At 66.6% G+C, this 13159-nt stretch carries 13 protein-coding genes and 1 tRNA gene; 6 read left to right on the forward strand and 8 right to left on the reverse strand.

What is annotated here, in order from left to right:
- Nucleotides 1-43 precede the first annotated feature (43 nt).
- Nucleotides 44-1522, forward strand: a complete 1479-nt coding sequence (locus ACESL8_RS05220; RefSeq protein WP_372916625.1) for a lipopolysaccharide biosynthesis protein — start codon at nucleotides 44-46, stop codon at nucleotides 1520-1522.
- Here ACESL8_RS05220 and ACESL8_RS05225 read toward each other — a convergent pair.
- Together ACESL8_RS05225 and ACESL8_RS05230 are read right to left on the reverse strand one after the other, a co-directional pair.
- Nucleotides 1519-1977 (reverse strand): cupin domain-containing protein, encoded by a 459-nt coding sequence (locus tag ACESL8_RS05225; RefSeq protein WP_372916575.1) that lies wholly within the window; start codon nucleotides 1975-1977, stop codon nucleotides 1519-1521. The two genes, ACESL8_RS05220 and ACESL8_RS05225, sit on opposite strands and share 4 nt — an antisense overlap.
- A 10-nt stretch (nucleotides 1978-1987) precedes the next feature.
- Nucleotides 1988-2332, reverse strand: a complete 345-nt coding sequence (locus ACESL8_RS05230) for a hypothetical protein (RefSeq protein ID WP_372916576.1) — start codon at nucleotides 2330-2332, stop codon at nucleotides 1988-1990.
- Here ACESL8_RS05230 and ACESL8_RS05235 point away from each other — a divergent pair.
- A complete protein-coding gene (locus tag ACESL8_RS05235; RefSeq protein WP_372916577.1) occupies nucleotides 2331-2621 on the forward strand; it encodes a putative quinol monooxygenase in 291 nt (96 codons plus the stop codon). The genes ACESL8_RS05230 and ACESL8_RS05235 overlap by 2 nt on opposite strands.
- A 28-nt stretch (nucleotides 2622-2649) precedes the next feature.
- Here the strand turns inward: ACESL8_RS05235 and metK are convergent, their stop codons facing one another.
- Both metK and lnt read right to left on the reverse strand, forming a co-directional pair.
- Nucleotides 2650-3912 (reverse strand): methionine adenosyltransferase, encoded by a 1263-nt coding sequence (gene metK / locus ACESL8_RS05240; RefSeq protein WP_372916578.1) that lies wholly within the window; start codon nucleotides 3910-3912, stop codon nucleotides 2650-2652.
- A gap of 101 nt (nucleotides 3913-4013) precedes the next feature.
- A complete protein-coding gene (gene lnt, locus ACESL8_RS05245) occupies nucleotides 4014-5756 on the reverse strand; it encodes an apolipoprotein N-acyltransferase (protein WP_372916579.1) in 1743 nt (580 codons plus the stop codon).
- A gap of 128 nt (nucleotides 5757-5884) precedes the next feature.
- Between lnt and ACESL8_RS05250 the strand changes: the two genes are divergently transcribed.
- The 4 genes from ACESL8_RS05250 to ACESL8_RS05265 are packed head-to-tail and all read left to right on the forward strand — an operon-like array spanning nucleotide 5885 to nucleotide 10686.
- The gene (locus ACESL8_RS05250; RefSeq protein ID WP_372916580.1) at nucleotides 5885-6745 is read left to right on the forward strand and encodes an ATP-binding cassette domain-containing protein; all 861 of its coding nucleotides are present in this window, start codon (nucleotides 5885-5887) and stop codon (nucleotides 6743-6745) included.
- The gene (locus tag ACESL8_RS05255) at nucleotides 6742-8274 is read left to right on the forward strand and encodes an ABC transporter permease/substrate-binding protein (RefSeq protein WP_372916581.1); all 1533 of its coding nucleotides are present in this window, start codon (nucleotides 6742-6744) and stop codon (nucleotides 8272-8274) included. The genes ACESL8_RS05250 and ACESL8_RS05255 overlap by 4 nt, the downstream gene beginning before the upstream one ends.
- Nucleotides 8271-9077: a transporter gene (locus ACESL8_RS05260; protein ID WP_372916582.1), complete on the forward strand. Its 807-nt coding sequence runs from the start codon at nucleotides 8271-8273 to the stop codon at nucleotides 9075-9077. Before ACESL8_RS05255 ends, ACESL8_RS05260 begins: the two co-directional genes overlap by 4 nt.
- A 16-nt stretch (nucleotides 9078-9093) precedes the next feature.
- Complete coding sequence (locus ACESL8_RS05265; RefSeq protein ID WP_372916583.1) at nucleotides 9094-10686, forward strand: hypothetical protein; 1593 nt, start codon at nucleotides 9094-9096, stop codon at nucleotides 10684-10686.
- A gap of 22 nt (nucleotides 10687-10708) precedes the next feature.
- Here ACESL8_RS05265 and ACESL8_RS05270 read toward each other — a convergent pair whose 3' ends face one another.
- From ACESL8_RS05270 to ACESL8_RS05285, 4 genes are all read right to left on the reverse strand, one after another.
- Complete coding sequence (locus ACESL8_RS05270; protein WP_372916584.1) at nucleotides 10709-12046, reverse strand: Xaa-Pro aminopeptidase; 1338 nt, start codon at nucleotides 12044-12046, stop codon at nucleotides 10709-10711.
- Between the two features lie 183 nt (nucleotides 12047-12229).
- Nucleotides 12230-12304: transfer RNA gene (locus ACESL8_RS05275), tRNA-Thr, on the reverse strand.
- A 62-nt stretch (nucleotides 12305-12366) separates the two neighbouring features.
- Nucleotides 12367-12531: a hypothetical protein gene (locus ACESL8_RS05280; protein ID WP_372916585.1), complete on the reverse strand. Its 165-nt coding sequence runs from the start codon at nucleotides 12529-12531 to the stop codon at nucleotides 12367-12369.
- A 75-nt stretch (nucleotides 12532-12606) separates the two neighbouring features.
- Entirely contained in the window at nucleotides 12607-13158 is a 552-nt protein-coding gene (locus tag ACESL8_RS05285; RefSeq protein WP_372916586.1) for a glutathione peroxidase, read from the reverse strand.
- Between the last annotated feature and the right edge of the window lies 1 nt (nucleotide 13159).

Below are 13159 nucleotides of genomic sequence, written 5' to 3' on the forward strand. Positions count from 1 at the left end.
AACCGCAGCCCAGCGCCGCGGAGACGCGGCGGAAACCGCCGCTTTGGTAAAGGGTGGCCGCACCAGTTTCGTTGGCTATCTGTTGCGGTTGGCGGCGCGCTTTCCCTTCCTGTTCATCGCTGGCCGGCTGTACGGCGCCGAAGCGCTGGGCCGCTTTGCCTATGCCACCATGGTTGTCGAACTGGTGGCGATGCTGGCCACGCTGGGCCTGAAGCGCGGCCTTGCCGAAGACATGACGCGCCGCCCGCACGACGAAGCCGGTGCGTTGATCGATGCGCTGCTGGCCGGGCTGATCGCCTCCCTGATCGGCACGGCGCTGCTGGTGGCGCTGCCGCAGCTGGTGTTTCCGGCCACCCAGCTGCATTCGCTCGATCGCTGGTTTGCGCTGATCATCCCGTTCATCGCACTGGCCGATATCGCGCTGGCCGGCCTGGCGTTCCACCATGATATTGGCGCGCAGGTGCGGGCGCGATCGATCATCGAGCCTTGGGTGCTGTCGATCGCCGCGCTGGCGCTGGCCTTCACCGCCTGGAAAAGCGACGGCATGTTGATCGCCTATCTGTTGTCGATGGCGGCCGCCTTTTTTGCGGCCTTGCCTCCGGCATTTCGGCGCTTTGGCTGGCCTCGCGGCTGGCGTTTCGATCCGCTGCGGGTGTGGCGGCTGGTGAAAATCAACGTGCCGCTGGCCGGCGCCGATATCGCCGAGTGGGGCGCGCGCCGGCTGGACATCTTCATTCTTGGCCGTTTTGCCTCGGCCGAAGTCGTGGGGATCTATTTTGTCGCGCAGCAGATCGCCTCGCTGCCGCAGCGGCTGAAATCCAGCTTCGATCCCATCCTTGGCCCGGTGCTCACCCGCAATATCGCTGCTGGCAACATGGCAAAGGCGGCCGGCCATGTCCGGCAGATCAGTTTCTGGGTCGCGGCGGCGCAATTGGGGGTGGTGCTGGCACTGGGCATCCCCGGCCAGGCCATCATGGGCCTGTTCGGTCCGATCTTTGCCGCCGGGGTGGCAGTGCTGGCGGCGCTGCTCACGGTCGAATTGTTTGCGGCGCAGGCCGCGGTGGCCGAAGGCGGGCTGATCTATGTGGCGCGCGGCGCCAATCTGGTGTGGTCCTTGGTCGGGCTGATTGTGCAGGCGGGGCTCTCTCTGGTGCTGGTGCCGATGGACGGTCCATTTGGCGGGGGCGTTGGTGCGGCGCTGGCGCTGGCAATTGCCGCCCTGCTGCAATCGGTGGGCAAATCGCGGCTGTTGCAGGCGCGGCTGGGCCACAAGGTATCGGGCTGGCGGCCGTCGCTGCTGCTTGCTGGCATCCCGGCCTTTGGCGTGGGCCTGCTGGCGCTGCGCACACCTGAACCCATCCAGCTGTCGATCGGCTTTTTCGCGATCCTGGGCACTTATGGCTTCATCATCTGGCGTTTCGGTTTCAAGGGCGCCGATCGCCTGCTGTTCACGCGCGGCCTGAAAAAGATCGAGGACGAAGCTGCCAGCCTGCCGCTGGCGCCCTCGCTCGACAAGCTTTAGCCGGGCAATTTCACCCAGCCTGGCAGGCTGGGATCGGCATCGGCGGATGTCACCGGCCCTTCGCCGATGATCTGCACGATCACTGTGTCGTCGCTGTTTGAACCATCCCAGTGCACGCCGCCGGCGGGGTGGAACATGTAACTGCCGGCATGCAGCGCGTTGGCCTTGTCGGGCGCGAAATCCGGCCCGGTGCCAGCAAACCAGCGGCCTTGCAGCACCGTCACATGGCGATCACGGCTGTGATAATGCGGCCGATCCATCACGTGCGGCGGGAATTTCACCCGGATAACATAGGTGCCGGGCTGCGATGGATTGCCGGCAATCAGCGCGCTTTGGGCGCCGTGACCGTTTGGCACCGGCCGCCACTGGACCGCTTCGGCTGGCACGGTGCGAAACCCCGCGGCCTGGGCGGCGGCTGCACTGGCGAGCCCCGCCGCCATCAATAATACGCGCATGTATTTCCCCCTACAGGCCCGGCGGCGGGTTGCCGAAGGCGTTTCCGTCGATCGCCGCGCCGGGCGTTCCGGCAACCACGGCGGCATAAAGCGCGGCGCCCAGCGGCGTTCCCGCGATGAGCCAGTCGGCCGCCATCGCCGCCACCGGAGCCGCCATCACCGCAGTGATGCGCGCCTGGGTGCCCAGCCAGTCGTGTGCTGTTGCTGCTCGTGTCGCCATGATCGTCCGTTCCCCCCCCCAGTGAACAGGGAAAATGTTATCACGGATGCGCGCGGCGTCCATCATTTCGCCAGCTAGGCGGGCGGGCAGGGCTGGGCCAGTTTCGCCGGCCACACAGAACGGGAGATTGAGCATGATCGGCGTGATCGCAACACTGAAGATCCAGGACGGCAAGGCCGCGGATTTCGAAGCGGTGTTCCGCACCCTTTCGGCCGCGGTGCGCGCGCAGGAGCCGGGTAATATCTGTTACCAGCTCACCCGCTCCAAGGCGGACCCGCTCCTGTACAAGGTGCTGGAAGTTTATGCCGATGGCGATGCATTGAAAGCCCACGGCGCCAGCGACCATTTCAAGGCTGCCGGCCCGGGCCTTGGTGCCTGCCTGGCCGGCAAGCCCGAGATCGAATATCTGGACGGGGTGGCCTGAACCGCCCCGCCCCATTTAGAGCAACGCCTTAGAGTGCTGCCTTCAAGGCGCCCGTCAGTGCTGGGGCGAGGTCGGTCTTTTCCCAGCTGAAACCGCCATCGGCATCCGGCGCGCGGCCGAAATGGCCATAAGCGGCCGAACGCTGGTAAATCGGGCGGTTGAGGCCCAATTGCGTGCGGATGCCGCGCGGTGTGAGGGCAAAGCCCAACTCGCCGGCATCCGCCAGCACGGCTTCGACAGCAGCTTCGGCCACGGTACCGGTGCCGTGCAGATCGACGTGGATCGACAGCGGCGCGGCCACGCCGATGGCATAGCTCAGCTGGATGGTGCAGCGCTTGGCCAGGCCGGCCGCGACGATGTTCTTGGCGAGATAGCGGCACACGTAGGCGGCCGAACGATCAACCTTGGTCGGGTCCTTGCCGCTGAAGGCGCCGCCGCCGTGGGGGGCCGCGCCGCCATAGGTATCGACGATGATCTTGCGCCCCGTCACGCCGGCATCGCCATCAGGGCCGCCAATTTCGAACTTGCCGGTGGGATTGAGGTGAACCACGGTATCGGCGGTGATGAAACCGGCCGGCAGCACATCATGCAGCACGCCCATCACATAATCTTGCAGCTGCGCGAACTTGGCGTCGTCACCGCCGCTCGCGCCGTCCTTTTCCCATGGCTTGCAATAATCGGCTGCGTGCTGAGTGGAAACCACGATGGCCACGGCGGCCACCGGCAATTCGTTCTCATAACGCAGGGTCACCTGGCTTTTCGCATCAGGCTGAAGGAACGGGGCGACGCCGCTGTGGCGATCGGCGGCCATCCGGGCGAGGATATTGTGCGAATAATACAGCGTGGCCGGCATCAGATCCGGGGTTTCATCGGTGGCGTAACCAAACATGATGCCCTGGTCGCCGGCGCCTTCGTCCTTGTTGCCGCTGGCATCGACGCCTTGCGCGATGTCGGATGATTGCGGGTGCAGGTGGTTTTCAAAGGTCAGGTTCTGCCAGTGGAAGCCTGATTGTTCGTAACCGATGCGCCTTACGGTTTCGCGCACGGCGTGCTGGATTTCTTCCTGCGCGCCCGGCTCCCAATTGCCGTCAACATCGATCATGCCGCGGCCGCGCACTTCACCGGCCAGCACAACCCGGTTGGTGGTGGTGAGTGTTTCGCAGGCGACGCGGGCTTCGGCATCCTTGGTGAGGAACAGATCGACGACGGCATCGGAAATCTGGTCTGCCACCTTGTCGGGATGGCCTTCGGAAACCGATTCCGACGTGAAGATGAAGCTGGTGCGAGTCATGGCAAGGGGGCTCTCGACGTGATGGGACGCATTGTCATACCCACGGCGGCCTGCCCGTGCAAGTCGCATAACGACATCTTTATATCATTAACCGTTCGGTTTCACACCGTGATGGTGCGCATCGGCCGCGGCGGCGGCAGTGGCCGGCGGCGTTCCACCAGCAGCGCGGCCAGCGCGATCAGCGCCGCCAACACTGCCACCGGATACAGGCCCAGCCGCGCGAACAGGCTTTCGGGTTGCGGAGGCGGCAGGCTGGTGACGATGGTGCCGGTTTCGCCTTGGGCCAGCGAGGCGCGCACCCGGCCAAAGCCATCGATCACCGCGCTGATCCCGGTGGGGGTGGCGCGGGCAACGGGCAGGCGTTCCTCGATGGCGCGCAGCCGGGATTGGGCCAGGTGCTGCGGCGGCCCCCACGCGCCGAACCACGCATCGTTCGAAACGTTGGCGATCCAGCCCGGCCGGTTGCCGCGATCGGCCACTGCCTGCGGGAAGGCGATTTCGTAACAGATCATCGGCGACACACTGGAAAAGCCCGGCAGCGCCAGGGTGCGCGGCCCGGGGCCGGCAGCAAAATCGAAATCGCCGGGCACCAGCCGGGCAATGCCCAGTGGTTCCAGCCATTCGCGCCACGGCACATATTCGCCCAGCGGCACCAGATGCGCCTTGTCGAAGCGGGCAACGATGCGGCCCCCGTTTGCGCCACCACTGCCCGAAATGGCAAACAGGCTGTTGGCATAGCGCGTGCTGCCATCGGCCAAGCGGCGCACGCCGGTGCCGCCGGCCAGCAGCAGATCGCCGCTGCCGATGGACTGTGAAATGCGGGCCAGCGCTGCGGGATCGATTTCCACCAGATCGTCGATGGCGCCTTCAGGCCACAGGATCAGCGTGGGCTTGCGCGGCAACAGCGCCGCGCCGCCGCCGGCCTGTTCGGGTGTTGGCGCAGACAATCCGGGGGCGATCTGGTTGCGCATCTCGCCGGTCACGCGTTCGGCGCTGGGCGGCAGCGGCGAGACGACGCCTTCAATTTCGGCGAGGGCGCGGCGCGCCAGTTCGGCATTCTCCAGCACCGGCCGCCCGGCTTGCGCTGCTTCGTTCAGCCCGGCGCGGGTCAGCCTGATATAGGCCGCGAGATGTCGTTCGGCGGCGCCCGCGTCATAGCGCTCGCCCTGCCCGATGCCGGGCTGCACGATCACCAGCGGTGTGCCGATGAAATCGTTTTCGCTGATCATGCTGCTGCCCAACAGGGCGAGTGCGCCGGTGCTGGCCAGCACTCCGGCGCCGGCAATCCGCCACCAGCCGGCCCCGCGCGCCAGCCACAGCAGCGCCGCCGCGCACGCCAGCGCCAGCATCGAAAGCCCGGTGCCGCCCACCACCGATGCCATCTGCGCCACCGGCGTTTCCAGCCAGATCGCCCCCGCCGGATTCCACGCAAACCCGGTGAGCACGGTGCCGCGCAGCCATTCCGCCAGCGGCCACAGCGCCAGCAACCACAGCGCCCTTGCCCCCGGCTTTGTGGCCAGACGCGCCGCCAGCCCGGCCGGCAGCGCCACATACAGCGCCAGAAACAGCGACAGGCCGATCACCGCGGCCCAGCCAAGTTGTGCCGGCATCTTGGCCTGGAAGGTGAAAGCCGTGGCGATCCAGTTCAGCGACACTGCGAACATGCCGGTGCCAAACAGCCAGCCGTGCAGCGCCGCCTGCCGTGCGCGCGCGGCGCCGGTCACCAGATGCACCAGCACCATCAGGCCAACGAGGCCCAGTGGCCACAGGTTCAGCGGCGCAAAGGCCAGTGCGGTAATGGCGCCGGCGGCAAGCGCGGCGATCAGACGGAGAGGACCCTGCATGGTTGCCGCTGGTAGCCGGCCGCAAATGCCATGACCAGTGGCCTTTTGATGACGGCGCGCCAAGCACAAGGGCGCGCCTGCAATTGGGGAGTGGCAGCCATCGCCGCGCCGTGCCACACAGACCGGCGATGGCTGCCCGACCTCCCGCCGGGCCTCCGCCCCCACCGCCGCCAGAACTGGCCCCGGAACTGACCCCGGAACTGGCCCCGGAACTGGCCCCGGAACTGGCCCCGGCCCTCAACATGTATGGCGTCACCTTGGCGCTTGGCGGCCGCCCGGTGCTGGCCGGCATTGATCTGGCCGTGCCGCAGGGGCAATTCGTGGCGCTGGTCGGCGCTTCGGGGGCGGGCAAATCCAGCTTGCTGCGTTTGATCAACCGGATGCTGCAACCCGATGCCGGGCACATCGAGGTGCACGGCGCCGCCATTGCCGGGCTTGATCCGCAGCCGCTGCGGCGCGGTATCGGCTATGCGGTGCAGGGCGGCGGGCTGTTTCCGCACTGGACGGTGGCCGACAACATCGCGGCCGTGCCATGGCTGCTGGGCTGGCCCAAACCACAGCGCATGGCACGGGCTGCCGAACTGATGGCCATGCTGGAATTGCCGCTGCATCTGGCGGGGCGCTTTCCGGGCGAATTGTCGGGCGGGCAGGCCAGCCGGGTAGGGCTGGCGCGGGCGCTGGCGGCCAGCCCGCGGCTGCTGTTGCTCGATGAACCGTTTGGCGCGCTTGATCCCGATACCCGCGACGAGCTTGGGACCCGCCTGCTGGCGCTGCACCGGGCGCAGGGGCTGACCACGCTGCTGGTTACCCACGATCTGGCCGATGCGCTGCTGCGCGCCGATGTGATGGTGGTGCTGGATGCCGGCCGCATCGCGGTGTGCGGGCCGCCGGCCGTGGTGGCAGCCAATCCGCATCCCGCCGTGCAGGCGTTGGTAGCGACTCCGCTGGCGCAGGCGCGGGCGCTGGCGGGTATGGGGCCCGCCGGATGATCGCTGGCTGGGAAACCCTGCCGTCGGCACTGGCGGCGCATCTGGCGATCAGCGCCGCAGCGTTGGCGCTGGCATTGCTGGTGGCGACCCCGCTGGTGCTGCTGATGCCGGGCCGGCCGCTGCTGCGGCGCACGGTGATGGGCCTGGCCAGCGTGGTGCAGACCGTGCCGGCGCTGGCGCTGTTGGCGTTGTTCTTCCCGCTGCTGGTGCTGCTGCGCAACGTCACCGGGCTGCCGGTGCCGTCGCTGGGGCTGCTGCCGTCGCTGCTGGCGCTGGCGCTGTATGCGCTGCTGCCGCTGATGCGCGGCGGGGCGGGCGGGCTGGCCGCTGTGCCCGACAGCGTGCGCGATGCCGCCCGCGCCATCGGCATGAGCGCCAGCCAGCGCCTGTTCCATGTCGAACTGTCGTTTGCGGCGCCGGTGGGGATGGGCGGCGTGCGCACGGCGGCGGTGTGGACCATCGGCGCCGCCACGCTGGCCACCATGGTCGGGCAGGAAAGCCTGGGCGATTTGATCTTTGCCGGGCTGCAATTGCAGGATTGGCGGCAGGTGCTGCTGGGCTGTGTGGCGGCGGCGGCGCTGGCCTTGGTCGTCGATGGCGCGCTGGGGTGGTGCCAGGCCGGCATCGCGCAGCGGCGTTGGGCTCCGGCAGCCAAGGGCCTGGTGCTGCTGGCGCTGCTGGGTGTCGGCGTGGCCGGCTGGTGGCTGCACAGCCGCCCGGCCACCGCCGCGCGCCCGGTTTTGATCGGCACCAAGACGTTTTCCGAACAATATATCCTGGCCGAACTGATCGCGGCCGATCTGCGTGCCGCCGGCCAGCCCACGGGCGTGCGATCCGGCCTCGGTTCGGGCATCGCTTTCCAAAGCCTGGCGGCGGGCGGCATCGATATTGCCATCGATTACAGCGGCACCTTGTGGACCCAGGCGCTTGGGCGCACCGACGTGGTGCCGCGCGCCGAGATGTTGCGGATCATCACGCAGCAGCTCAAGTCGCGGTACGGCGTGACGGTGGCGGCGCGGCTGGGCTTTGAAAATGCCTATGCGCTGGCGATGCGGCGCGCCGACGCCCAGCGGCTGGGGGTGCGGACCATTTCCGACCTGGCGCGCGTGTCGCGCCGGCTGCGGCTGGCCACCGATTTGGAGTTCCAGTCACGCAGCGAATGGGCGGGGCTGCGGCGCAGTTACGGCCTTGAATTCGCTTCGATCCGGCCGTTCACGCCAGTTTTGATGGCGGCCGCCCTTAACGACGGCGCCGCCGACGTGATCACCGCCTACAGCAGCGATGGCGCGCTGGCGGGGGCGGATATTGTGCTGCTCACTGATGATCGCAGCGCGCTGCCGGCCTATGATGCGATGCTGCTGGTGGCACCGGGCCGTGATGATCTGGTGCGCCGGCTGGCACGCTATGAAGGCCGCATTCCGGTGGATGCGATGCGCGTTGCCAACTGGCAGGCCGATCGCCCCACGGGCAAGCGCAGCCCGGCGCAGGCCGCGCGCTGGCTGGCCAGGGAAACAGGGTTGCAACCATGATCAGGCTGCTGGCCCGCTTGGCTGTGCTGCTGGCGCTGCCGGCGGCGGCCCAGCCGGTGCCCACCGCATCCACCGCCGATGCGCCGATCTGCACCGATCGCCCCACCAAATCCAATTTCGCCTGCACCGTGCCCAAGGGCTTGGTGCAGATCGAGGCCGATGCCTTGGCCTGGATCAGCACGCGGGCCGGGGCTGCGCGTACCGATCAACTGTTGTTCAGCAATCCCACCCTCAAATTCGGCCTGACCAGCCGCAGCGACATTCAACTGAACTGGGTGCCCTACACGCGGGTGCGCAGCCGCGATGCCGCCGGAAAGGTGACGACAGCAGCGGGCGTGGGCGATCTCAGGGTGCGGTTCAAGCAGCGGTTGACCGCCAGTGACGGCGCGTTCCAGCTGGCGCTGCTGCCGTTCGTCAAACTGCCCACTGCGCGGGCCGGCGTCGGCAACGCCCGCGTCGAAGGCGGCATCGCCGTGCCGGTGAATATCAGCGTGCCGGGCGGCTGGACGGTCACGCTGGGGCCGCAGCTTGATGTGCTGGCCGATGCCGACGGGCGCGGCCATCACGCCGGGCTGACCGGGCTGGTGAATATCGCCCGCCAGTTCGGAGTCTTCACGCTGTACAACGAAATCTGGGCCAGCCGGGATTTCGATCCCGCCGGCAGCGTGCGCCAGTACAGTTATGATGTGTCGCTGGCCTGGTTGGCGAACCCGGTGCTGCAACTGGACATTGGCGCCAACATCGGTCTCACTCGCGATACGCCGGATCTGGTGGCCTATGTGGGCGTTTCCAGCCGGTTCTGAAGAAGGAAGGCCGCCAATGCTGCGCCTGTTGTTTGCCCTTGTTTTGCTGATGGCAGCGCCGGCGTTTGCCAGCGCCCCGGCCGATCTGCACGCGTTGTTTGCCGATTGGCGGCGCTTTCAGGCCGGGCCGGCCGGTTCGGGAACGGTGGCGCCGGATTACACGCCGCCTGCCGTCGCGGCGCGCGCGCAGGCTTTGCCAGGTTTGCAGGCGCGGCTGATCGCCACCGATACGGCCGGCTGGAGCGCGGCTGACAAGGTGGACTGGCAATTGGTGCAGGCTGAAATGAACGGCCTGAAATTCGATCTGGACGTGGCAAAGCCGTGGCAGCGCGATCCGGCCTGGTATGTTTCGCTTTGGACGGCACAAAGCGACACGCCCGATCACGAAGGCCCCGTTCACGCCGCGCCAATCGAACTTTGGCGCTACAGTTTTCCGCTGTCGAAGCCCGATGCGGCGCGGCTGGCAGGCGAACTGGCGCACATCCCGCCGCTGCTGGCCCAGGCGCGCGGCAATCTCACCGGCAATGCTGCCGATCTGTGGAACGCCGGCCTCATCACGTTGGGCGAACAGGAAGAGGGGCTGGCGGCGCTGGCGGCGCAGGTGAAGGGGCACAGGCTGCTCGAACGCCGTGTTGCCGAAGCGCTGGCCAGCACGCGGGATTTCATCGTCTGGGTGAAAGCGCAGGCACCGCAGAAAACCGGGCCGTCCGGCGTCGGCGTCGAGGCGTACAGCTGGTATCTCAAGCACGTCCAGCTTTCGCCTTACACGTGGGAACAAGAGGTCGCGATCCTCAGCCGCGAACTGGCCCGCGCCCATGCCGGCCTGCGGTTGGAGGAAAACAACCACAAGACACTTCCCGTTCTGACCAGCCCGGCAAATCAGGCCGAATGGGACGCCAAGAGCCTGGCCGCCATCGATCACTTCATCGGCTTCATGGACACCGCCGGGGTGGCGACCATCCAGCCCTACATGAAGCCCGAATTGGCCAAGCGCATCGGCAAGTGGGTGCCGGCGGAAAAGCAGAATTTCTTCGCCATCGCTCAAGGCCGCGCGCCCAACAGCCTGTTCGCGCATTTCTATCATTGGTGGGATCTGGCCGAAACGCAGGTGCGCCCGCACCCGTCACCGATCCGGCGCGGGCCGCTGCTGTACAATATCTGGATCAGCCGCGCCGAAGGCAACGCCACGGCGATGGAAGCAATGATGCTGGATGCCGGCTTGTTCGATATCAACCCGCGGGAACGCGAAGTGGTGTGGATCATGCAGGCCCAGCGCGCCGCGCGCGGGCTGGCGTCGCTGTATGCCCAGGCCAACATGATCGATCTGAAAGCCGCGATGGCGATGCAGGTGGCGCGCACTCCCAACGGCTGGATGAGCCCCGATCTGCCGCTGCTCGGCTTTGAACAATCGCTCTATTTGCGGCAGGCGGGGTACGGCGCCAGCTACATCACCGGCAAGGCGCAGGTGGAACAATTGTTCGCCGAACTCGCCGAAAAGGAAGGCGCGGCGTTTTCGGTGAAGGGCTTTTATGACCGCTTCGGCAGTTTTGGCATGGTCCCGGTGAGCTTGATTCGGCAGGAATGGCTGGGCGTGCCGGTGGGCAAGTAAAAGCTTGCGGCACGCCCCAATTTTACCTTCCCGCCCGCGGGATCAGCAGCAACTGTGTTTGCCGGCCATCGATCCAGCGGAACGAACTGCCGTTCCAGAACCCGTCCACCTCCAGCGGGAAGCGCACTTCGGCATTGCCCCATTCCGGCACGCGTGCCAGCGCGGCGAGTTCAATCGACCAGGCGGTATCGGCATAGATGCGATATTCGCCGCGGCCGGGCGTGGGGTTCTGATTGTCCCACGCGCCAATCCATGGCCCGGCGCCGTGGCCGTGCAGGCCGATGCTGTGGGTGTAGATGATCGGGTTGGTTCCGGCCGCGATGGCCTTTGCCCGCGCCGCCATAAGCGCTTCATTGCCGGTAATGCTGGTCTTGAAGCTGCTGGTCAGCGCATCCTGCACCTTGTTTGCTGCTGCCATGCCGGCCTTCAGGCCAGCCGGCGCGTCGCTTTCGCCGGGGCGCAGCACGTAGGCCAGTTGCTGCGTATCGGTTTTGAGGCCCAGCATGCCGGCACAGAAATCGACGTGCAACAGATCGCCGGGCAGGATCACCGGGTTGTCGGGCAACGTTTGCCGGCCAGGGGTGATGCCGGGGCTGTTGGCGCGCTGCACCGTCACTGAAGGCTGGCACCAGGCATCCTGGCGCAGATCGGCCAGCCGCTCGCGGTACCACCACACCACGTCCTGCGTGGTTGTCACGCCCGGGGTGATCACCTTTTCCGACAGGCCTTCGGGGATCAGCGCGTGGGCCACGCGCATGATGCCGTTGTAAACCGCCATGTCTTCGGGGGTGCGGGTTTCCAGCACGCCAAGTGCAAGCCGTTCCTGGCTTTCCAGCCGGCTGGCGAGCGGGCCGATGGCCTTCACCAGTTGCTGATGCTCGCCGGCGGAAAGCCCGTTGGCCAGCGCGAAATCGGGGCTGATGTTGATGCCGATGCGCTTGGGATTGCGCTCCGCGACCAGCTGCGCCACCCGCGCCCATTGATCGGGCTGGGCTTCCGGGTCCCACGCCGCCGGGAACAGATCGCCCACCGGGTACCGCGACACGGCCAGCCGCTCGACGCCCTTTTCCGGCCCGCGATCGTGGAAAATCAGCACCATGCGCCGCCGGGCCGAAGCCCAGGTGGCGGGCAGCATCGTCTTGACCACCGGGTCTTCGTTATATTCGGATGCGACGAGGATCCACATGTCCACGCCCACTTCGCGCATGATTTTTGGCACTACCTGATCCAGACGCGCCTTCACCAGCCGGTCGTGGGCTGCGGCCCGGTCACGCAAGCCGGGCACGCTGGGGCGCTGATAGTCTTGCGCGGCAGCGGAGGTTGTGACGGCCAGCAAAAGCGCGGTGAGTATCGACTTCATTCCCGTCTCCCTTGATTACCAAGGGTGTAGGACAGACGCATGGGCTTGTCAGCCCAGCAGAACAGGGGAGGGATGGCAGCAGAAGCAGCGCCAATGCCTGGGGCCAATGTTCGGGGCCAAAGTTTGGGGGACGGAATTCTGGGCCAAAGTTCGGGGCCAGAATTCGGGGCCAAAGTTCGGGGGTGGTGCTGCCGGGGAGGATTGAACTCCCGACCTCAGCCTTACCAAGGATGCGCTCTACCACTGAGCTACGGCAGCACGGCCCCGAATGGCCCGCACGGATGCGGGAAGCGGCCCTATGGCCAAGGGCTATCCCCCTGTCAAGCACTGACGCCTGCCGCGGGATCGGCTATGCAGTGAATATGACCAAAGAAACCCAAGCCCAGGCCAAGGCGCGTGCGGACCGGCTGGCCGCAGCCCTGCGTGCCAATCTGCGCAAACGAAAGGGGCTGGGTGACCGCGCTGATCCACTTGCGGATCAGCATCCGCCAGATAATGCAGGCGACCTTTCGCGCAGCCAACCCCAGGGCCCCGCAGCGAAACCCGATTAGGCTCGCCGATCAGCCCTTCTGGGCCAGCGCCTTGGCCACCGCCGCCGTCATTTCAGGCGACGTCGGCGTGGTCTTGCTGCCAAAAGCGGCGATCAGCTTGCCATCCTTGCCAACCAGATATTTGTGGAAATTCCACTGCGGGGTGTTGGCATCGCCCAGCGTGGATGCGGCCCACTTGTACACCGGGATCGCTTTTGGCCCCTTGACCACGGCCTTTTCGGTCATCGGGAACTTGATGCCGAACTTGCTTTCGCAGAACTGCTTCACTTCGGCATTGCTGCCATATTCCTGGCCGCCGAAATCGCCCGACGGCACGCCGACCACGGTGAAACCCTTGGCCTTGTAGCTTTCGTGCAGCGCCTGCAGGCCTTCGTATTGCGGAGTGTATCCGCACATCGACGCCGTGTTGACCAGCAGCACGACCTTGCCCTTGTACTGCGCCATCGGCATCGGCTTGCCGTCGATGGTCTTCAGATTGAATTGATACAGGCTCTGCGGCGCTGGCGAGGCGGCAACGAGGGCTGTCAGTGCGGCGGCGGCGAGGGTGATGTGCTTCAGCATA

Origin of the sequence: Sandarakinorhabdus sp. (assembly GCF_041689835.1) — a bacterium.
In the GTDB taxonomy this organism is placed as follows: Bacteria; Pseudomonadota; Alphaproteobacteria; order Sphingomonadales; family Sphingomonadaceae; genus Sandarakinorhabdus.